The organism is Lysobacter sp. HDW10 (assembly GCF_011300685.1).
Classification (GTDB): Bacteria; Pseudomonadota; Gammaproteobacteria; order Xanthomonadales; family Xanthomonadaceae; genus Solilutibacter.
Window position 1 is genome coordinate 340,930 of the sequence record NZ_CP049864.1, and the last position, 20,146, is coordinate 361,075.

At 51.7% G+C, this 20,146-nt stretch carries 18 protein-coding genes; 7 read left to right on the forward strand and 11 right to left on the reverse strand.

The features are described 5' to 3' along the window. The first annotated feature begins 4 nt into the window (after positions 1-4). The 7 genes from G7069_RS01660 to G7069_RS01690 all read left to right on the forward strand — a co-directional run bounded on the left by G7069_RS01660 (position 5) and on the right by G7069_RS01690 (position 7,556). Positions 5-736 (forward strand): SDR family NAD(P)-dependent oxidoreductase, encoded by a 732-nt coding sequence (locus G7069_RS01660; protein WP_166297418.1) that lies wholly within the window; start codon positions 5-7, stop codon positions 734-736. Then, complete coding sequence (locus tag G7069_RS01665) at positions 733-2,154, forward strand: AMP-binding protein (protein ID WP_166293632.1); 1,422 nt, start codon at positions 733-735, stop codon at positions 2,152-2,154. The genes G7069_RS01660 and G7069_RS01665 overlap by 4 nt, the downstream gene beginning before the upstream one ends. Beyond that, entirely contained in the window at positions 2,151-3,227 is a 1,077-nt protein-coding gene (locus G7069_RS01670; protein WP_166293634.1) for an acyl-protein synthetase, read from the forward strand. The genes G7069_RS01665 and G7069_RS01670 overlap by 4 nt, the downstream gene beginning before the upstream one ends. Beyond that, a complete protein-coding gene (locus G7069_RS01675; protein ID WP_166293636.1) occupies positions 3,224-4,456 on the forward strand; it encodes an acyl-CoA reductase in 1,233 nt (410 codons plus the stop codon). The genes G7069_RS01670 and G7069_RS01675 overlap by 4 nt, the downstream gene beginning before the upstream one ends. Further along, on the forward strand, positions 4,453-4,824 hold the full coding sequence (locus tag G7069_RS01680; protein ID WP_166293638.1) for an EamA family transporter: 372 nt from the start codon (positions 4,453-4,455) through the stop codon (positions 4,822-4,824). The genes G7069_RS01675 and G7069_RS01680 overlap by 4 nt, the downstream gene beginning before the upstream one ends. 90 nt (positions 4,825-4,914) lie before the next feature. Next, entirely contained in the window at positions 4,915-6,042 is a 1,128-nt protein-coding gene (gene rffA / locus G7069_RS01685) for a dTDP-4-amino-4,6-dideoxygalactose transaminase (RefSeq protein ID WP_166293640.1), read from the forward strand. Positions 6,043-6,047: 5 nt separating this feature from the next. Next, positions 6,048-7,556 (forward strand): hypothetical protein, encoded by a 1,509-nt coding sequence (locus tag G7069_RS01690; RefSeq protein ID WP_166293642.1) that lies wholly within the window; start codon positions 6,048-6,050, stop codon positions 7,554-7,556. Positions 7,557-8,049: 493 nt separating this feature from the next. Here the strand turns inward: G7069_RS01690 and G7069_RS01695 are convergent, their stop codons facing one another. The 11 genes from G7069_RS01695 to G7069_RS01745 form a co-directional block, all read right to left on the reverse strand. After that, positions 8,050-8,778 carry a methyltransferase domain-containing protein gene (locus G7069_RS01695; RefSeq protein WP_166293644.1) on the reverse strand — a complete coding sequence of 243 codons (729 nt, stop codon included), beginning with the start codon at positions 8,776-8,778 and terminating at the stop codon, positions 8,050-8,052. Between the two features lie 35 nt (positions 8,779-8,813). Next, on the reverse strand, positions 8,814-9,389 hold the full coding sequence (locus G7069_RS01700; RefSeq protein ID WP_166293647.1) for an HAD family hydrolase: 576 nt from the start codon (positions 9,387-9,389) through the stop codon (positions 8,814-8,816). Next, entirely contained in the window at positions 9,386-10,087 is a 702-nt protein-coding gene (locus G7069_RS01705) for a nucleotidyltransferase family protein (protein ID WP_166293649.1), read from the reverse strand. Before G7069_RS01705 ends, G7069_RS01700 begins: the two co-directional genes overlap by 4 nt. After that, a complete protein-coding gene (locus G7069_RS01710; RefSeq protein ID WP_305055014.1) occupies positions 10,074-10,676 on the reverse strand; it encodes a D-sedoheptulose 7-phosphate isomerase in 603 nt (200 codons plus the stop codon). Before G7069_RS01710 ends, G7069_RS01705 begins: the two co-directional genes overlap by 14 nt. Beyond that, positions 10,658-11,686, reverse strand: a complete 1,029-nt coding sequence (locus G7069_RS01715; RefSeq protein WP_166293651.1) for a dehydrogenase — start codon at positions 11,684-11,686, stop codon at positions 10,658-10,660. The genes G7069_RS01710 and G7069_RS01715 overlap by 19 nt, the downstream gene beginning before the upstream one ends. After that, positions 11,683-14,859 (reverse strand): methyltransferase domain-containing protein, encoded by a 3,177-nt coding sequence (locus tag G7069_RS01720; protein WP_166293653.1) that lies wholly within the window; start codon positions 14,857-14,859, stop codon positions 11,683-11,685. Before G7069_RS01720 ends, G7069_RS01715 begins: the two co-directional genes overlap by 4 nt. Further along, positions 14,859-16,130, reverse strand: coding sequence for an ABC transporter ATP-binding protein (locus tag G7069_RS01725; RefSeq protein ID WP_240912605.1), 1,272 nt, complete (start codon positions 16,128-16,130; stop codon positions 14,859-14,861). The genes G7069_RS01720 and G7069_RS01725 overlap by 1 nt, the downstream gene beginning before the upstream one ends. Positions 16,131-16,200: 70 nt before the next feature. After that, positions 16,201-17,019 carry an ABC transporter permease gene (locus G7069_RS01730; protein WP_166293657.1) on the reverse strand — a complete coding sequence of 273 codons (819 nt, stop codon included), beginning with the start codon at positions 17,017-17,019 and terminating at the stop codon, positions 16,201-16,203. 56 nt (positions 17,020-17,075) lie between these two features. Then, on the reverse strand, positions 17,076-18,257 hold the full coding sequence (locus tag G7069_RS01735; protein ID WP_166293660.1) for a cystathionine gamma-synthase: 1,182 nt from the start codon (positions 18,255-18,257) through the stop codon (positions 17,076-17,078). Between the two features lie 90 nt (positions 18,258-18,347). Then, a complete protein-coding gene (locus tag G7069_RS01740) occupies positions 18,348-19,724 on the reverse strand; it encodes a pyridoxal-phosphate dependent enzyme (RefSeq protein ID WP_166293662.1) in 1,377 nt (458 codons plus the stop codon). Positions 19,725-19,893: 169 nt separating this feature from the next. Further along, positions 19,894-20,112 (reverse strand): YdcH family protein, encoded by a 219-nt coding sequence (locus G7069_RS01745; protein WP_166297422.1) that lies wholly within the window; start codon positions 20,110-20,112, stop codon positions 19,894-19,896. Between the last annotated feature and the right edge of the window lie 34 nt (positions 20,113-20,146).

A 20,146-nucleotide genomic window follows, 5' to 3' on the forward strand; every position in this document is an offset into this window, starting at 1 on the left:
GATCATGCGCGTTGTCATCGTAACTGGCGCAAGTCGCGGCATTGGAAAATCCATCGCGCTGCAGCTGGCATCGCGTGGATATCAACTTGTTCTCGTTGGACGCGAACGGGAAGCCTTGGCTTTAGTGGCGGCTGAAATCACGGAGGCATGCGATTTAACGCCCGATGTTCACGAATTGGATTTGCAGAATGTCGAGAATATTTCGACATTGTTTTCTGATGTCCACCGACGCTATAAGCGATTGGACGGTTTAGTGAACAACGCAGGCATCATGCATGAAGGCATGCTGGGCATGATCCGTTCAACAGATATGGATCGCGTGTACGAAATCAATGTGCGCGCACCGCTAATGGCAATGCAGTTTGCCGCTAAATTGATGTCTAGGCATGGCGGCGGAAGCATTGTAAATATTTCGTCGATCATGGGCACGAAGGGTGCGTCTGGCCTCACAGTGTATGCAGCCAGTAAGGCAGCGCTCGTCGGCGCAACACTTTCCGCTGCCAAGGAACTTGCAGTCAAGAACATTCGAGTCAATGCCATCGCGCCTGGATTCGTAGAAACGGACATGACGCGAACACTTTCACCGGAGATGCACCAGCGTCGGCTGGAACAAATTGGCATGAGGCGGCCTGCCGCTCCGGAAGAAGTCGCAGAACTTGTCTCTTTCTTACTCTCTGATGCGTCCTCGTATGTCACTGGACAAGTCATTGGTATCGATGGGCAAATGACACTATGAGCTTGCCGTTTTGGTCGCTGTCGAACACAGATTCAAGTGCACCGGCACTTATAGAAGATGACGTATCCATTGATTATGAGGAGCTCTCAGCACGTGTGCAAGAATGGGTTGCACGGTTAGACGCGATTAAATCCGGCAAGTCATTTGGGTTCTTGGTGTTTCCTAGTTCGACGGCAGCTATTGCGTGCTACTTGGCCTGCCTGAATTCGAAGCGCCATGCCCCTTTGCTCATACAGCCCACTTTGTCAGATGCGCTGCTGATCGACCTTATTCAGCACTTTTCGCCTGATTGGATCGTTTTACCCGAAGATAAGCGCGCTGTCATTCAAGGCTTTGGCGAGGAAATCGATGCGCGTGACGGTTTGACACTTTGGAGGCTGCAAGGAAGTGAACTAGAAGTCCATTCTGACTTGGCGCTCTTGCTCAATACATCGGGCTCTACTGGTTCATCAAAACTCGTTCGAATTTCTTATTCGGCGATCGACGCAAATGCGCGGTCGATTGCTGAGTATCTGTCCTTGCAAAGCACGGATCGCGCAATAACGACTTTACCTCTGGCCTATTCATTCGGTCTCTCCATTTTGAATTCGCATCTTTTTGTAGGAGGTGCGCTAGTCCTGACCGATAAAACTTGGCTAGACAGAACATTCTGGGTCTTGGCAAAAGAGCACCTCGTAACGTCTCTATCCGGCGTTCCCGCCTCTTTCGAGATCTTATATAGATTGGGCTTGAAGCGAATCGCGTGGCCAGCGCTTAGGATGTTGACGCAGGCAGGCGGCCGCCTACGCGAGAAGCTTGTTGTTCACTTTGCCGAAGCGGCGCGCGAAGCCAGCATGGAATTCTTTGTGATGTATGGGCAGACAGAGGCATCCCCGCGGATTAGTTATCTGCCGCCCAATCGACTCGCTGAGAAGCCAAATTCGATTGGTATTGCGGTCCCCGGTGGCACTTTGCAAGTGGATCCCACTACGGGAGAACTGATCTATTCCGGCCCAAACGTAATGATGGGCTATGCAGAGAATCGCCAAGATCTTGCCAAAGGCGACGAAATGAGGGGCACCCTCAATACGGGTGATCTGGCGGCCATAGACGAGGATGGCTTTTTTACAATTACCGGCAGACTCAAGCGTTTCGTGAAGCTGTCCGGAAATCGATTCAATCTGGACGATATCGAGCGTCTATTATGCAATTCACTAAAGATGCAGGTTGCTTGCACGGGCGCGGACGACGCACTTCGCGTTGTCATCGTCAGTGAAGAAGAGAACGTGCCCAGTGTCGTAAAGGTATTGCAAGACGAACTTCGCATCTTTAACGGATTTGTCGAGACACGTCAGGTGAACTCATTGCCTTTGATGGCGTCTGGAAAAGTGAACTACAGTGCCCTAGATGCCTTGTTTCGAAATGAGGACTCCAAGTGAGCGCAACTAAGCAAGGTGTGTTCGACGAACCGCGCACAACTAAACAGAATAGGCTAAATGTGACGCTGCTTGAGCTGACGCGCCACCATGCCGATAACTGCTCGGAATATGGCCGGATACTCAACTCGCTTTGGCCGCATTGGGCAAAGAGCACGTGTGTTGAAGATTTACCTTGGATTCCGGTTCGACTCTTCAAGCAACTTTCTTTGATGAGCGTTCAGCCGACCGAGATTGTTAAAACACTAAGATCAAGTGGAACGACGGGTCAAGCGGTATCGCGCATTTTTTTAGATGCTGAAACGGCGCGCGCTCAAACCGTGGCGTTGTCAAAGATTTTTGGTGAGTTTGTTGGCAACAAACGAATGCCAATGCTCATTTTAGACAACGATGGATTCTTGAATGATCGAACCAAGTTCAATGCGCGCGCCGCTGCAATACTGGGATTCTCTATCTTTGGGCGTGATGCAAAATATGCGCTTGATGAAAACTTGCAGCCGCGTTGGGACGAGATCAACGAATGGCTAAACAAGTACAAGGACACGCCCATCTTCGTATTTGGTTTTACGTTCATCGTTTGGAAGCACTTTATCCAAGCACTTAGTGCAAAGGGCCTTCAACTGAATCTGGCAAAAGACAGCGTACTTCTGCATGGAGGTGGTTGGAAGCGAATGATTGAAGAAAGTGTAAACAACGCGGAGTTCAAGCGGATGATCGCGGCGACAACGGGTATTGAGCGCGTTCACAACTACTACGGCATGGTCGAACAAGTCGGCTCGATCTTTTTCGAATGCAGCTGTGGCTTTCTGCACGCACCCAGCTACGCAGACGTGGTCATTCGTGATGAGCTAACTTTAGGCGCACTACCCATAGGTGCGCAAGGCGTCATTCAAGTAGTGAGCACGTTGCCTAGAAGTTATCCTGGCCACAGTCTACTCACAGAGGATGTAGGCACCTTGTTGGGTGAGGATGACTGCAATTGCGGTCGCAAGGGGAAATATTTCGAAGTGCGCGGCCGCCTCAAAAATGTAGAGGTGAGAGGCTGCAGTGATACTCGACCGATGGTGACGACGTGAGACAGGCATTTAGTGGGTTTAGCGAAGGCGAGTCTTTCGAAGACGCACTGGGTCGTCTCAGCAAGATGCCGGCCATGCCGCCTTTTGACCCGGCACTCGTGGCGTTTGTCTCTGCTTTTTCAGATCGGGTCCGCGCTCTACCTGGCCTTCGCAGTCACCCCGAACTCGCAACCCTTGCGCATTGGTTTAGGGGTTCAGCCTTGCGAAACATGGCGCGGCTTGTTGAAGGGGATAGTCGCTACGTCACGCGCCCTAGAGGGCTGGTTTTCCATATTGCGCCATCGAACGTTGACGCCCTCTTTGCGTATGGTTGGTTGATGTCCCTTTTATGCGGCAATACCAATATTGCGCGACTGTCTCAGAAGTCATCAGACTCGAAGGACTGGTTGGTGGGTATTGTCCGGGACCTCACGTCTGATCCAATGCATGCAAACGTGGCCAGACGTTCTCTATTGTTGACTTATGATCATTCGGATAGCGCCACCGCGGATATTTCAAGTGTTTGCCACGCGCGCTTAATTTGGGGAGGCGATTCAACTGTGCAACTGTTGCGTACAGTTTCGCTCTCACCACTTGCAGTGGAAATGGCATTTCCAGACCGCTTTGGTGTGGCCGTTATCAAATCTTCGGCGTTGCTTCATTTGAGCGACGAAGATCTCTCTCAACTGGCGCAACGCTTTTGTAACGACATGTTGTGGTTTGGACAACAGGCCTGCTCGTCGCCGCGCACGGTGTATTGGGTAGGCCAGTCCTCGGAGACTCGTGCAGCAAAAGCCAGGTTTTGGTCAGCAGTGTCGGCCCGCGCGGCATTTGTTCAAGAAGATGATGCCGCCTCCAGAATGGCCCGAATTTCAGATGCGTTTCTGATCGCAGCCAAGCAAGGGAATATTTCTCTTAAAGAAGAGACATCGCTTGCCACTTACCCTCTCCATTTGGAGGCAGAAGGGCCAGATGCAAGCTCGCGCGAACTTCAATCCGGTTACGGCATGGTTCTAGAGTCATCAATCTCAGATCTTTCCACGCTCTCAGCATTTTTAGATGACCGAGACCAAACCCTCATTGAATTTGGTTTTGATGATGAAGAGATACGTGAACTCGTGGGAAGTCTCACCAACCGCGCCATAGATCGTATTGTTCCGATGGGTCGTGCGTTGGATTTCAGTTCGACATGGGATGGAATGGATCTCTTCAGTATTCTCTGTCGCCGCATCAATCTGAGGGCTTCATGAATCTTTCCTATTTCTACTTAGCGGGCACGATCGGCTTTACCGTGCTTGGCCAAATGATCCTAAAGTGGCAAGTGAGTGAAAATGCTCATCTGCTCGTTAAGCCCTTTTCAATACGTGCACTCGCCGGCTTTATTTTGTCGCCGTGGGTGATGTTCGCATTTGCGTCGGCTTTTGCAGCCTCTTTGTGCTGGATGATGGCCATTAGCCGGATGCCAATCAGTAAGGCATATCCATTTATGGCCATTAACTTTCCGTTGGTTGCCGTTGCCGCCGTACTCTTTTTTAAAGAACAGATGGATTTCGCTCGTGTCGCGGGAACGGTCTTGATCATGATCGGGGTGCTGGTCCTCTCACGCTCTACCGTTTAAGCACCGACTAAATGTGTCCTCTATAGTCCACCTTGTGCCACACCCTCAATCACATTTTCCGGCTCATCTAACTGCACTGAGATTATCGCCATGATCCCATTCAACAAGCCGTACCTCACCGGGCTCGAGTTGTCTAACATTCAAGAAGCCCATGCCAACGGCCACCTATCGGGTGATGGTCCATTTACAAAAAAGTGTCATGCTTGGCTACGGGAGAATACTGGCGCGGCACGTGCGCTCCTGACGCACAGCTGCACTGCGGCGTTAGAGATGTCGGCTATGTTGCTGAATCTTGCGCCGGGTGACGAAGTGATCATGCCGTCGTTCACTTTCGTTTCGACCGCGAACGCTTTCGTACTGAGGGGAGCGATCCCCGTGTTCGTTGATATTCGAACCGATACCCTGAATATTGACGAACGACTGATCGAAGCTGCGATTACACCTAAGACGAAGGCTATTTGTGTCGTTCACTATGCCGGTGTTTCTTGCGAAATGGATCAGATCATGGCCATTGCACGCCGCCATGGCTTGGCCATTGTTGAGGATGCAGCACAAGGCATCATGTCCAAGTATCGAGGCAAGCCACTGGGCACGATCGGTGACCTAGGTGCACTCAGCTTCCACGAAACGAAGAACATCATTTCGGGCGAAGGGGGTGCACTGCTTTGTCGTGATGATGAATTTTCAGAGCGTGCCGAAATCTTGCGCGAAAAAGGCACGAATAGAAGCCGCTTTTTTCGTGGACAGGTCGACAAGTACACTTGGGTCGATCTTGGCTCATCATTCTTGCCAGGCGAAGTCACCGCTGCATTTCTTGCTGCGCAAATGGAACGTGCAGATGACATCACGGCAAAGCGACTGTCAATTTGGTCGACTTACCACGACTGGGCTGCCGAACACGAAGCAGCAGGACGCGTGCGTCGCCCTATTATTCCCGAGCATTGCGATCACAACGCGCACATGTATTACTTACTTATGCCGAGCCCCGAAGTGCGTACGCATTTCATCGAAGGCATGAAGGCAAAGGGCATAGGCTGTGTTTTCCACTATATTCCGTTGCATTCGTCACCCGGCGGCATCCAATACGGTCGTGCGCATGGTGTACTCAATACGACGGACGATGTCAGTGATCGCCTTGTTCGGTTGCCGCTTTGGATTGGCATAGAACCATACATGGATAATATTATCCACGCCGCTGATAGCCTGCTACGCAGTTGACTGAAATGGACACGTTTAAGAGCTTGACGCGCGAGAATCCAAACCTCTTGTCTAGATTGTTGGCTAGACCTCTCGCACTGATCCTAGTTGCATTTGCATGCGGTAATGCTTTGTACTTTAGTGCATCGGCGGCTACACCGCTAATTCAAGCTGATGCTTGGTACTTTCTTGAACATTTCATTTACAAGTACATAGATGGAACACTTGGATTTCTAGACCTTTTCATACAGCGAGGCGGTGGCGACCATGCTCAACCGCTGCAAAAGCTCGTGTTGCTCTGGCACACCCGCTACTTTGGAATGGATTTTAGGATAGAAGGCATCGTTGGCACATTTGCGGCGATCGCATGCTTCGCTTTAGTCGCCTTCGTCCTCATGAAAAACGAGTCCTTAGATGATCGCGCGCGATTGGTGCAGGCGCTAGCGCTCGGAATGGTATTTGTCTGCGGACTTTCCTTGAACTCAATCAATATTTATACGTGGCCGTTGGTCACACTGGGCTTCATAATTCTCTTTGTTGCGCTATTGTTTGCGGTCCTCATTGCAAGTACGTCACTGGGCAAACGGCCAATTGCTTCGATGTTTCTAGCATTTTGCGTTGGCATGCTTTGTGATGAGCAGAGCGTCGTATTCGCGTTCTCTTTGATCGTCGGATTGGCTCTATTCGGACGTGGAGATCGGCCTCAGTTTTTGAAAACTGCCGCGTCAATCTGTATGGGAATTATCATTTCACGGATGGCCCTTTGGTGGATTTCCTCCCAAGCGTCCGTGAGTTCTTCCGCCTTTGAAGTCGGCGTTGACACTTCAAAGCTACTCAGTTGGCCCGACATCCTGAATGCAGTGATCATTCCCGCATCAGATGGAGTAGTTCATCAAGAACATTTTGCGAAGCTGGGTGCCCACGCGAGTGCCTTTAAATGGCTTGTCGCCATTTCGGGGATAGTACTCAATAGTTGGCTAGTGTGGACGCTTTTTATATTGAGACGAAGGGGCAGCAAGGATGTTCGACTGGTCCTCGCGACGTTCCTGTTACTAACCTGTTACGTTGTAACTTTTGGCCTTGTGATCAATCGCGTCGGAACATTCGGCTGGGAATACCTGCACCAACCAAGATACGTTTTCTACTACCAGCTACCGTTCGTTTCAATGTTCATCATTCTTCATTACACCCAAGGAGAGCGAGCAAAAGAGTCCCGTTCAATTCTTGGACGAGCATTTCCAATTGCAGTCATTTTGGGAGTCGGAGCATTACAGGTCGCGCTAAGCCGCGAGGCTTGGAAAATGCCACCTTACCTTGTCGCGTATTGGGTCGGTGCTGCATCGAAGATGGAAGAGATCCGCACCAATCCTGATGCCGATGTATCGAAGTGCCCAGACATAATTGATCCGTGCGCCTACTCGCGAGAACACAGAACTGAAACGATGGAGTATCTTCATGATCATCGTCTTAACCTGTACTCAGAAAGCTTTCAGCGAAGGGTAGGCTTGCGGCCGATTAGTTCGCACCAACGATGACTGGGACACATTTTCTTTTGCTCAAGGAAGATATCTCGATATGAGAAGTTTCATAGCGAAAACTATAGCTTTGTCCAGCGTTTTCCTACTCATTTCGTGTGAGCCTGAGATTACCGCAGGTAGTTCTGGAACAGCCTCAAGTGAAGATAAATTATCGTCGCCCGTCGAATCTTTTGATCCCGTTCTAGTATCCGAAAACGGGATGTTGACGGTTCGAAACGGGCGGATTGATCTCTGTACCAACCCAGAAGGGATTGTCAGTAGCGACGTAGATTGGAATGCCACTGAGGCAAGGACCGAAGGAACGCAAGTTTGGTTGAAAGAAGCGAACAAAGCGGCGGTGCTATGGTCAGCAGCTGGTGCAATTTCAAGTTCGCACACGGGAGTCTGGCTGCGTGACGGTACCGAGATAATTCTCAAAGATGCAGAGAATATGTCCGAATTGGCTCGCGTCAAGGTAACTTCAATTGCCTGCAACTAGCGCGATTTGCAATCATGCCTCGTAAATTAGGTACTGCGACCAGCCCGCCCAAGACCAGAATGCCGCTTGCGCTGGAAATCGGTCTTCAGCATCTCGATAGTTCGCCATCAACTCATCCTCCAACCAAGGCACTCTCGCAACACCTTCTGCGACGAGATGAAGCCCCATACTCTTTGCGTAGGACTTGATAAAGTCCCGGTCTGGAAGGTCCTGGTGTGTATTGTCATCATCAAACCGAGAAATTACGAGATTGACGTCAGCCTTCACCAGATCGGATATGGACGGCATGGACGCTTCATTAGATGCCTCAGATGGCCATTCGAGATACAGGCGTCCACCTGGCTTTAGTTTTCGTACACACCAATCAATGAAAGATGCAGGCGATTTGATGTGCTCTATAAAATGCGCCGAAAGAACTGCATCAAATGTCTGCCCATTGAACTCAGGCGGTTGCGCGTTCCAGTCACTCAGTTCGTACGCATCAAAGTCGTCAAATCTCGACCCCTTCTCTATTGAGTACGCATACATTCGAATGTCCTGCCTAACAGGGTCCGGCCAATTCCGAAAGATCGACAAAGACCCGTCACCTGCTCCAATGTCTACCAACGTTGAATTCTGAGGCAGCGTCTTGACAAAAGCAGTTCTAGGATGAAACTGAAAATACAACTCAATCGCTCTCTCCGCGCTCAAGACAGGGGTTCGGGATTTTCGGTACCAGTTGAGAACGCTTTCATAGTTCATGTCACTGCTCACCAAATTAAGAGTGCTGTCGCCACTTAGAGATTCGATAGAATATCTAGGCGGCTAATGTCGTCGCTCGAAGTAAAGAGTGCCGCGTTATAGATTCCGGCTGCATGCGCTGCTTCAATATCGCTTTGCTTGTCACCGATAAGCACACTTGTTTCGGCGTTTATGTTCCACCTGCTCATTGCTTGCCTGAGCATCCCTGGTTGAGGCTTCCTACAATCGCATTCAACACGATACCGCCCTTCGCCAGCAGTTGGGTGATGCGGGCACCAGAACGTCGCTGCCAGTGGCGCATTTCGCTCGGTGAATACCTTGTGCACCCATCGTGTGTACTTGATAAAATCCAGCTCACTGTAATACCCTCGCCCAATACCAGCTTGATTCGTCACGACAACTGGCAGGAAACCCTTCTCGTGCGCTCTGGCTACAAATTCGAATATTCCATCGACCCAATCGGTTTGTTTGGGTGAGTGAACGTAGCCATGATTTACGTTGATGACACCGTCTCTATCTAAAAAAAGCGCGCGTCTCGGCGCCGAGAGCTGCGCCAACTGTTCCGAGAGCGTAGGGTCAAGAAATGGCTGCCGGATCTCGATCTGGCTCATGCGGGCACAAAAATTGATTGGGCGCGTGCATAGTCTTCCGGTACACCAATATCGATGAATTTCTCTGCGCCGTCTATCACAGCAATATCTGACTTTTCCACTGCAGGCACCAATACGTCTTGCTCGAAAGAAAATCTGGACGTCGCAGGCATTGAATTGATCGCCCTCTCGGTCAATAGATAGCAGCCGCCATTGATCAGTCCTGGACCTTGCTGACCTTTCTCACTAAATCCAACTGCACGCTGATTTGAAACAACGACAGCACCATAGCGGGACACATCGTCGACCGGGGCTAGGACCATGCCCATCGAAGCGTTCATCTCTTCAACAACATGTTCAAGCGGACGCAAAGAGTACTCCAAATAGGTGTCGCCATTGACTACATGGCAGCTGGGTTCATTCAAGTGCTTGCATGCTAAACGTATAGCTCCACCGGTACCCAGTGGTGCCCGCTCACATGAGTACGAAATTGCCATGCCATTCCAGCGCTGTCCAACGGCTAGTTCGACTTGCTCTGCCAGATAGCCGGTTGCCAGAATTGTGTGGCGGATTCCCTGCCTAGCCAAACGATCAAGTAACCACGCGATAAAAGGACGACCGGCAACAGGTGCCAGAGGTTTTGGCACGTCGCTGACTACGCTACGTAGTCTGGTACCCTTGCCGCCGGCAAGAACAATGCATTCTTCAACTGGCTTCACGTGGGTGCATCTCAGCTTCAATTAAGGCGCAAAGCATATGACCGAGAAACTCGTGACCTTCCTGAATTCGTGGAGTTTCATTTGAAGGCACTTGGAAGCATAAGTCTGACTGTTGTGCCAATGTCCCACCATGGCTACCCGTGAACCCAATCGTCAAAATGCCGCGCGCCTTTGCCGCTTCCACTGCACGAATGATATTCGGTGAATTCCCTGAAGTTGAAATCGCCACAAACACGTCACCGGCTCGTCCGATTGCTTCAATTTGACGCGCGAATACATAGTCGTATCCGTAATCGTTTCCTATTGCTGTCAAAATGCTTGAATCAGTGGTGAGTGCAACGGATGCGAGCCCAGGTCTGTCGTAGTAAAAGCGGCTAACGAGCTCACCCGACCAATGTTGGGCATCGGCCGCGCTACCGCCATTGCCTGCAAACATGATCTTTCCACCGGCACGCAAGGCATTCGTACTTAGGTTAGTTGCCTCAATGAGCTGATCCGAGAATTTTTGTGATTCTGCCATCCGCTTAAAGTTCTCTTGAACTTTGTCGAACTCAGATTTGATAAATACTTTCATTGGTGCAATGTCCATGACGTCGCCCCCTGTGAATTAAAGTGAAAGTCAAGCACGCTACCGCCTTGCTCCAAAAGCGCTCGACAAAGTGAAATGCGATCAACCGGGTCGCAGACAAACATCATGAATCCGCCGCCACCCGCACCGGAAACCTTGACTGCTTTGGCGCCAGCCCTTGCACCAATGCGCTCCAATGAGTCAATCATTGGGTTGCTAACACTGCTTGCCATACGCTTCTTTGCAAGCCAACCTCGCTGCAAGGTCTTAGCAAACCCGTCAATATCGCCTCGAAGAAGATCCTGTTTCATTTGAACCGCTTCTTGCTTGAGTTCGTGCATGGCCTCAAGCGGATCTTTTATGCCCTCTCTAGCATTCATAACTTGCTCGTCGATGATGCGTGCGGACTCACGTGATACACCCGTGAAGTAGAGCACGATGGATGACTCCAATTCACTCACGATCCAATCTTTAATTCGAAGCGGATTGACCACCACGCGATCTTCCGCGCCAAACTCCATGAAATTGAACCCACCAAACGTCGCCGCGTACTGGTCTTGCTTCCCGCCCGTCAGACCAAGGTCTTTTCGTTCGACTTCATACGCCAATCGCGCAATTTCGTACTCACCGAGTGGCAGGCGAAAGTACTCCGCCATTGCAGTCACGATTGCCACCACCATGGTAGAAGAAGATCCCAATCCGGAACCCGGCGGCGCATCTGAGTATGTTTTGATTGAGATTGCAGGTGCATCGTCCAGAAAATCGCGACGAATTCTATCGTAGACACCATGGATGAGTTGCAGCTCGGGGGCTTTGCAATCTATCGTTCCGACGGGCCATGTGTCTTGCGCATTTCGGTCTATTGCATTGAAGCTCACTGTATTGCCTTCGCTCGCAGTGATCGTTGCATAAGCAAACTTATCAATACTTGCATTCATTACAGCACCGCCGTAGTTGTCACAGAACGGAGAAACATCTGTGCCACCTCCAGCTAAACCAAGACGCAATGGTGCACGTGCTCTTACGATCACTTTGACATCTCCTTTCCGCCCTCGATCTCCAGGGCACCTAAGAGTGTGTTGCGCATAGTCGCGGCGGAGAAATTTGCCTCTGCGTAATGTGCGCCGGCACGTGAAAGCACAGTCCATCGCTCGTTGTCAGTGAGCAAGCTGACAATTGCGTGCGCAATCTCAACAGGTGAATCCGAAACGAGGGTACAACGTTCGATGTCGGGCAAGCCTTGTGCACCCACCGCCGTTGTCACCAATGGAACGCCTTGCTGCAAAGATTCGGTTACTTTGCTCTTAACGCCTGCACCGAAACGAAGCGGTACAACAGCAACGCGAGCCAATGCATAGCGCCTTTGCAACTCGGTGTCACTCACATAGCCCGTTACTTCGACCAATGTGCTACTCAGCGCCTTAACCGCTTCAGTTGGATTAGACCCGACCAATGAAACCTTAACTGTGGGTTCTACTTTCCACACCAGCGGCATGATCTCTTCGACGAGCCACGTTGCCGCATCTACATTGGGTGGATGGCCAAAGCCCGCCACAAAGAGAATCCCTTCGCGACCCCTCGGGGACGCCGCGCGCTCGAAGCTGTCGTAGCAATACGGTGTTATCGCTCTTGCATCAACACTCGGCGCCAGCGCGCGGACCGCCTCAGCTTCCTCTTGAGAAGGGTAAAGGACCACGTCAGATCTTACCCATACAGATCTTTCCAAGCGCTCCATCTCGTCCGCATCAGAATCGCTGGTATTTGTTGCTTTCAATGCGGACTCTGCCCTCATGCGAACATGATGAAGATCATGTCCGTAGTACACAATTCGCGCCTTGCAGTTTTCTCGAATAGCATCAATGTACTTTGAAGCTTCAGAAGGGCGTGAAAGTAGTACAGCATCATATTCGCGACCGTTGTGACGCATATACGCTTCAAATCCACCCAACCATCGCAACCCGGTAAAAACTTCAATTCCCATCGCTTCGAGCGCGGGCACGTACAAGGGGTCTTTGTACAAACTGTCCGGCCAAAACTTCACTACGCATCCGGCTTCGACAAGGGTCTTTAAGAAAGCAACCATCGTGCGTGAACCCGCGTCGCGATCCGGCTGCGGCGCATAGTGATCGACGACCAGAACCAGTGGTCGGTCCCACGCTCTATCCCTGGCGCGGATAACACTTTCACCATTTGGATAGTGCTTCTTAAGCTGAGATTTCCACCTTTCCTTGAACTTTTCTTGATTGACTACTTGATAGGCCTTGATACCGCTTCCCGTGTCCGTACCGTGAGAAATGCCTTCATGGTGAATGACAACCGAGAAAGGCGTGTAGAACACTTCATAGCCGGCCTCACGCACTTGGAAAGCCAAGTCCGAGTCCTCACAATATGCCGGCACATATCGTTCGTCGAAACCACCAAGTTGTTTGAAAAGATTCGTTGGAATCATCAACGAGGCGCCGGAACAATAGTCAGCCTTTCGAACATAGTTGAATTCTTGATCGTCCGGGTTGGACATACGCCCATAGTTCCATGCAGACGAATCTCTCCAAAGGATGCCGCCGGCTTCTTGCAAGGTTCCGTCGGGATAGACCAGCTTGGAACCCGCCATTCCCGCGTTCGTATGTTGCTCAAAAACGGCGACCAAGCCATCGAGCCAACCCGGCTGGACCTCAGTATCATTGTTCAAGAAGCATATGTACTGGCCGCGCGCCAGCGACAACGCTTGATTGCACGATCTAAGAAATCCTAAGTTCGCCACGTTCTCGTGAAAGCGCAGCCCAGGGATCGACTTTAGATGTTCAATGTCCGGATCACCCGACGCATCTTCCAGAACAATGACTTCAAACGTTGTTCGTTCGCGCAGCGAATGTATGGAGCGAAGGCATTGCGCCGTGTAACGCAAGTTCCCATAGGTTGGAATGACGACCGAAACAACCGGGCTTTGATGTTCTAAGAAATGCAATCCGCTCAGATCTTCAACATGATCCTTGCCATCACTCAGCTGACCACGTGGATCGAGCATTTTCGAATGCACTCTTCCATTGCTGTTCTCAGTGAGCACAGCATTGAAATCGTGTTCTGACTTCCTTCCTGAAAGCAAAGCAATGAGTGTCCTGAGTGGCCGCGTGATCTTCCACGAGCGAGACCCAAGGATCAATCCAAGCGCACTATGCAGGTTTTGTGCGCGCAGTTGAGCGTCATGGGCTTTGTCTCGATATGAAGCCGTTTGAGCCTCTTCGTACGCTAATTGGTGTTGAAGACTTTGAAGCTGAACTTCTTTTTCAGAATGGAGCTTTTCCAAAGCCTCTAAGCCTGAACGGGTCTCCTCGACTTCTTTGCTCAGTGCTTGAGCCCACGTTGCAACGTTCTCGTGTTCAATCGAAAGATTGGAGACGACCGCACGTGCTTTTGATATTTCTGCATCTTGTGACTTTGCCCAATCAATCGTCGACAAATGTTTCAGGTAGAGATCTTCATCCTTCGACATCAGAACGGAACGCAAATCCAAAGCCGCTATGTCCTGCCGCTTTGAGGCAATCGCAACAAAATAGACAGCATCACTTAGGGGCGCAAGACCAGCTTCGACCTCTCGATCCACTTCAGTAAAGGCACGAACCTCACCTGCACCACGTGTCTCAGTGATTGGCACAATTGCAGAAACCACTGAAAACCGCTGTCCAAAATACTTGATGTTCTGAAACTCGACACGAAGCGCACTGTCAAACTCGTAAAAATCGAGCTCTTTGACATGAAACTCGTTTCGATCTCCATGCCGCGCGTTGTACACCGGCTTGTTTGGAGATGAAATGATGAGAATCCCGTCCTCTCTAAGCACCCTGGAGATTTCGCGTAGCATTTGCGCTTGCTCTGCCAGATGCTCAATTGTTTCAAAGGAAACGACAACATCAACCGACGCGCTCGGCAGTGGAATGTCCGTTGCAGATCCGCGCTTGAATTCGAGGTTCTTGTGCAATGACCCATAGCTAGTTGTTGCGTGTGATACGGCTTCTTCAGAGATGTCAACGCCGAACACTTTGAGCGCGACGCTTGAGATCATTGCTGATCCGTAGCCCTCGCCACTTGCAATATCCAGTACGGTCTTACCTTCGCACAGAGACTTGACGCATGCGTAGCGATGAAGATGCTCTTGACGAATCTCACCAGCCTCCGATGGCGTATATCGCTCGCCCGTAAACTGCATTACAACGTCTCCACTAAGAGTTTAATGTCGGCCATCGGCAAACCAACAATTCCACGGATTGAACTTTCCGAACCATGTATCACCAGCGCATCGTGCAGCCATGCTTGCTGCGTATGCTCATCTTGCGTTCCGGTGGCGATAGCCACGTCGAATGTGTAACTCCCTTGCTGCAGCAGTGGCATTCGAAAGCTGAACTCAGCACAGGCGATCTCACCTTGATTCACGTTCACGGGTGAATTGAGCTGCGTCAAATAAGTGTTGTCACCGAAAATACGTTGGCCAAGCCTGTCTTTAAGATAGAAGCCGACAATGACGTCTTTTAAGTTTTGCACGGCCTCGGCGCGGATACGAAGTGTGACATTCTCGCCACCAAGCAAGAGTGTCAAGTGATGTCCCTGCTCGTTCAAGAGCGCAACTTCTGCAATGCGTGCACCGCCGGTGCCGAAGCCGCCGCTTTGCTCTTCAAACTCGAAAACCTCGATCAAAGATCGCCTTGAAGATGCGTCGATTAGATCCTGTCGGTAGTCACGCACGTACTCGGCCGGCGCGCGCTTACTTGAAGTACGTGCGTTGTCCTGCAAGCTCTTTACGGACTCGCCGAAATCTGCGCGATCCTTTGCGTGCTGTTCAGCCAGGTACGCCTCTACAACGTCCTTCGCAGCACCATCAGCTCTGAGATTTCCGTTGTCCAGCCAAATTGCCCGATCGCACAGGCTTGTCACTGCGCCCGAGTCATGACTCACGAACAGTAAGGTTCCGCGCTCGCGAAATGCGCGCATAAATCGCATGCATTTCTGGGCGAATCGCACGTCTCCCACGCTCAGTGCTTCGTCGATGACCAACGTATCGGCATCGACATGTGCGGCAATCGCAAAAGCCAGCCTCACGTACATCCCGCTCGAATAGGTCTTAACGGGCATATCGATGTGCTCACCGATATCTGCGAAATCTGCAATTGACGAAAAGCGCTCTTCGATTTGCTTCTTCTTCAACCCCATCAACGAACCGTTTAGAAAAACGTTCTCTCGCCCGGTAAATTCCGGGTTGAATCCTGCGCCAAGCTCTAACAACGCGGCTACGCGGCCTTTCACAACGGCCGTGCCGGTGGTTGGCGTTAAGGTGCCACAAATGATGTGGAGGAGCGTGGACTTTCCTGATCCATTTGTGCCGATGATGCCGACGCTCTCCCCCTTTCGAAGTTCGAAAGAGATGTCGCGCAGCGCATCAAACTGATTCTTTCGCGCGTAGGTTTTCCCCGTGAGCGCAGACATGAGTCTTTGCGCAGGCCGCTCAAAAATCGGGAATCGTTTCCCGACCTCTTTGCACTGGATCACAATCGAATCAGAGGACATCAGAGAATCCAGTACTGGCTTTTCTAAAGAGTGAGTGCGCTAGATACATGAGAGCGAGTGAACACACCGTTGCAATAGCCAGGGCATTGAAGTTCGGCAATTGATTCCAAAGCGCGACGTTTCGCGTTTGGTCGATAAAGAATGTCAATGGATTCAGGTAGAAGATGAGTTTGTACTTCTCATCCAAGGTGTCTACAGGAATAATCGCCGACGAAAGAAAGAACATCGCGGTCGAGACGATTGGCATGACCTGACCCAAGTCCTTGAAGTAAGGACCAAGCGCCGAAAGAAACCATGACGCAGCCACGCACAACAAGACCAGTGGAAGTAGCACTACCGGAAGCCAGACAACGGTAGCGGCCAAGTCGTGGTAGTAAGCGCCGGCAATCAGAATGAATACGATCAGATTCATCGCCACATGAAAGAGCGCCGACAAGATGGACACCCAAGACAGAATCGGCAATGGAAACACAACGCGTTTTACGTACGAAGCATTTTCCTGCATCAGCTTCGGCGCGCGCGAAATGCATTCTGCGAAAAGTCCGTGAACAATGATTCCGAGAAACAAGATGGGCGTGAAGTCTGCCATTTCACCCTGGGATGAAACCCACCTCGACTTCATGATGCTGCCGAATGCAATTGAATAAATGATCAGCGTAAAGAGCGGACCCAGAAGGGACCACAGCAAACCGAAATGGGCGCCGCGATAGCGCCCCAACACGTCGCGTTTCGCGAGCTCCCAAGTAAGTGAGCGAAATCGTCCCAATGCGTGAAATGGGGACGTCAGAGCGAGGGGGAAGTTGAGCATGCTCGGTAGGTACCAGTGAACAGAGGGAAACGCTTGCGTTCTAAAAGGCTCCGAATTCAGTCGAGCGCGTGATTCAAATCTTCAAAGAGGTCAACCGCGCTTTCAATCCCCACACTCAACCGCACCAGATTGTCCGTAATGCCCAACGCAGCGCGGCGCTCCACCGGCACACTCGCATGCGTCATCACCGCCGGGTGATTCACCAAACTTTCCACACCGCCGAGCGATTCGGCCAACGTAAACAGTTCAAGACGCTCACAGAAACGTGCGGCTTCTTGCATGCCGCCTTTCAGATACACAGTCACGATGCCGCCAAAACCGTCCATCTGACGTTTGGCGAGTTCATGCTGCGGGTGGCTTGCCAGACCTGGATACAACACTTTCTCGACGCTCGGATGCTTTTCCAGCATTTGCGCAATGGCGAGCGCGTTCTCGCAATGCGCCTTCATACGCAAGTGCAAGGTCTTCAGGCCACGCAACGCAAGGAAGCTATCGAACGGCCCTTGCACGCCACCAATGGAGTTTTGCAAGAAGGCCAGTTGGTCAGCGAGTTCCGAATTGTCGCCCACCACCAACATGCCACCGACCATATCGGAGTGACCATTGAGATACTTCGTGGCCGAATGCATGACAACATCCGCGCCCAAGCTCAGCGGACGTTGCACCATTGGCGACGCAAAGGTGTTGTCCACCACCACGATCAAGCCATGCTTTTTCGCAACGGCAGCTACAGCCGCGATATCGATAATCTTCAACAGCGGGTTGGTGGGTGTTTCAATCCACAGCAATTTTGTTTTTGGCGTGATCGCAGCTTCAAACGCAGCCAAGTCCGTCAGGTCAACGAAACTGAAGTCCAAGCCGGCGCTACGACGACGCACGCGCTCAAACAAACGGTAGGTGCCGCCGTAGAGATCATCGACCGCAACAACGTGATCACCACTGTCCAACATTTCCAGCAAGGTCGAGGTGGCCGCCATGCCGGATGCAAAGGCAAACCCGCGGGTACCCCCTTCCAACGAGGCCACGCAACGCTCATAGGCAAAACGGGTCGGGTTATGTGTGCGCGAGTATTCGAAACCCTGATGCACGCCCGGGCTGGATTGCGCGTACGTGCTGGTGGCGTAAATGGGCGGCATGACCGCGCCTGTGCTCGGATCGACCGATTGTCCGCCGTGGATGGCAAGCGTGCCTAAGGCATGCGCTGCGGATGAACGTGCGTCCTTCGATTCTTGGGTCATGAGTTCATCCAATTAGGTAGGTGCATAACCCCTAATTTTAACATCCCTGTATGGGGCGGACTCCATCAAATCTTGAACGCCGCCCGCTATTCAGGCAACCCGTCTACGGAGGTAATTGAGCAAATCAATGCGCGTGATCAATCCCAAGAATTTGTCGCCGTCCATCACGATCGCGACATGACCGCGGTTGAACACGGGCAGCAGCTCTTCCATGGGGGCCGTCACGTTGACGCGGTCCAAATTCGACACCATGGCCGTAGAGACCGGGTCGCGGAAGCGCGTTTCGTCGCCATACACGTGGAGCAGCATATCGCTTTCGTCCAAAATGCCGACCAGCGCATCGCCTTCCATCACCGGCAATTGCGACACGTCATAGAGCTTCATGCGTTGATACGCGGTCAGCAATAGATCATTCGGACCTACGACCACCGTGTCCCGAAGCGAATACGGGCGCAAAATCAAATCGCGCAAATCACCGTGCTGCTCGCGCTCGATGAAGCCGTTGTCCAACATCCAATAATCGTTGTACATCTTCGACAAATATTTGTTGCCCGTGTCCGGCACCAAGACCAACACATTCTTGGTTTCGGTTTGCTCTTGGCAATATTTCAGTGCGGCAGCCAACAAGGTGCCGGTTGAGGATCCGCCCAATACACCTTCTTTTGCCAGCAAATTGCGGGCCGCGGTAAAGCTTTCTTTATCGCTAATCGCATACGCTTTCTTGACGCGCGTGAAGTCCGAGATCGACGGCAAGAAATCTTCACCGATACCCTCGACCAACCAGCTCCCCGACTTGGTGCTCAAGGTGCCTTCATTGATGTATTGCGTGAGAATCGAGCCGACCGGGTCAGCAAGAATCATGTCTGTGTGCGGCGATTGCTTCGCCAAACAACGCGACAAGCCTGTCATGGTGCCCGAGCTGCCACAGCCAAACACGATGGCATCGACACCACCGGCAACAGCCATCTGCTGCAGCAGTTCCGGCCCGGTGCCGAACTCATGCGCAGCCGGATTGTCCGGATTCCCGAATTGATTAATGAAATAGGCACCGGGTGTTTCATTGGCGATGCGCTCGGCCAGGTCTTGGTAGTAGTCCGGATGTCCTTTCGCGACGTCTGAGCGCGTCAACACCACTTCGGCGCCCATGGCCTTCAAGTTAAAGATTTTTTCGCGGCTCATCTTGTCGGGCACAACCAAGATCAAGCGATAGCCTTTTTGCTGTGCGACGAGCGCCAAGCCGATGCCGGTGTTGCCTGCCGTGCCTTCGACCAAAGTTGCGCCAGGCTTGATGTCGCCGCGCTTCTCAGCCGCTTCGATCATCGCGAGACCGATTCTGTCCTTGATCGAACCCCCGGGGTTTTGGCTTTCAAGCTTGAGAAAGACGCGGCATGTGCCGGTATCCAAGTGTCGGGCTTCTACGATCGGCGTGCCGCCGATGAGGTCAAGGACAGAGGTGTGTAGGGTCATGCGGATCCGAGGGCCTGATGGCGGCTAGGGGTAATCTGCATGATAACTCGCGGGTGATGCGCGCCCCACCCAGTTTTTAAGGTGCCCTCTCCATGTCAGATGGAGAGGGCGTTCGCTGTGCTGTTCCCTCGCATGGAGAACGGCGGCGCGATGCGCCGAGAGGCGCGGTTTAGTTGGTAATACGCTCGTACATCGTTTGTAGTTGTGACTTCAACGCAAGCTTTTGTCGCTTCATGTCCGCGAGGGTCTGGTCGTCTAGGGGGAGTACGCCAAGAGATGCATCCGCGGCTTTCTTGTCGAGTTCGCGGTGGCGGTAATAAAGCTGCCGGAATTCCGGGTTCGCCTTCATCATGGATTCCAGCGAGTCTTGCGATTGGCCTTCAAACATCATTGCCTCCTATCAGCAATTGCGCGGTGCTGCG

What these genes read in the sequence shown, in the direction of transcription:
- G7069_RS01660 (WP_166297418.1), top strand. Translation starts at nt 5, where the DNA reads ATGCGCGTTGTCATCGTAACTGGCGCAAGTCGCGGCATTGGAAAATCC.
- G7069_RS01665 (WP_166293632.1), top strand. Translation starts at nt 733, where the DNA reads ATGAGCTTGCCGTTTTGGTCGCTGTCGAACACAGATTCAAGTGCACCG.
- G7069_RS01680 (WP_166293638.1), top strand. Translation starts at nt 4,453, where the DNA reads ATGAATCTTTCCTATTTCTACTTAGCGGGCACGATCGGCTTTACCGTG.
- rffA (WP_166293640.1), top strand. Translation starts at nt 4,915, where the DNA reads ATGATCCCATTCAACAAGCCGTACCTCACCGGGCTCGAGTTGTCTAAC.
- G7069_RS01690 (WP_166293642.1), top strand. Translation starts at nt 6,048, where the DNA reads ATGGACACGTTTAAGAGCTTGACGCGCGAGAATCCAAACCTCTTGTCT.
- G7069_RS01695 (WP_166293644.1), bottom strand. Translation starts at nt 8,778, where the DNA reads ATGAACTATGAAAGCGTTCTCAACTGGTACCGAAAATCCCGAACCCCT.
- G7069_RS01700 (WP_166293647.1), bottom strand. Translation starts at nt 9,389, where the DNA reads ATGAGCCAGATCGAGATCCGGCAGCCATTTCTTGACCCTACGCTCTCG.
- G7069_RS01710 (WP_305055014.1), bottom strand. Translation starts at nt 10,676, where the DNA reads ATGGACATTGCACCAATGAAAGTATTTATCAAATCTGAGTTCGACAAA.
- G7069_RS01720 (WP_166293653.1), bottom strand. Translation starts at nt 14,859, where the DNA reads ATGCAGTTTACGGGCGAGCGATATACGCCATCGGAGGCTGGTGAGATT.
- G7069_RS01725 (WP_240912605.1), bottom strand. Translation starts at nt 16,130, where the DNA reads ATGTCTGCGCTCACGGGGAAAACCTACGCGCGAAAGAATCAGTTTGAT.
- G7069_RS01730 (WP_166293657.1), bottom strand. Translation starts at nt 17,019, where the DNA reads ATGCTCAACTTCCCCCTCGCTCTGACGTCCCCATTTCACGCATTGGGA.
- G7069_RS01735 (WP_166293660.1), bottom strand. Translation starts at nt 18,257, where the DNA reads ATGACCCAAGAATCGAAGGACGCACGTTCATCCGCAGCGCATGCCTTA.
- G7069_RS01740 (WP_166293662.1), bottom strand. Translation starts at nt 19,724, where the DNA reads ATGACCCTACACACCTCTGTCCTTGACCTCATCGGCGGCACGCCGATC.
- G7069_RS01745 (WP_166297422.1), bottom strand. Translation starts at nt 20,112, where the DNA reads ATGTTTGAAGGCCAATCGCAAGACTCGCTGGAATCCATGATGAAGGCG.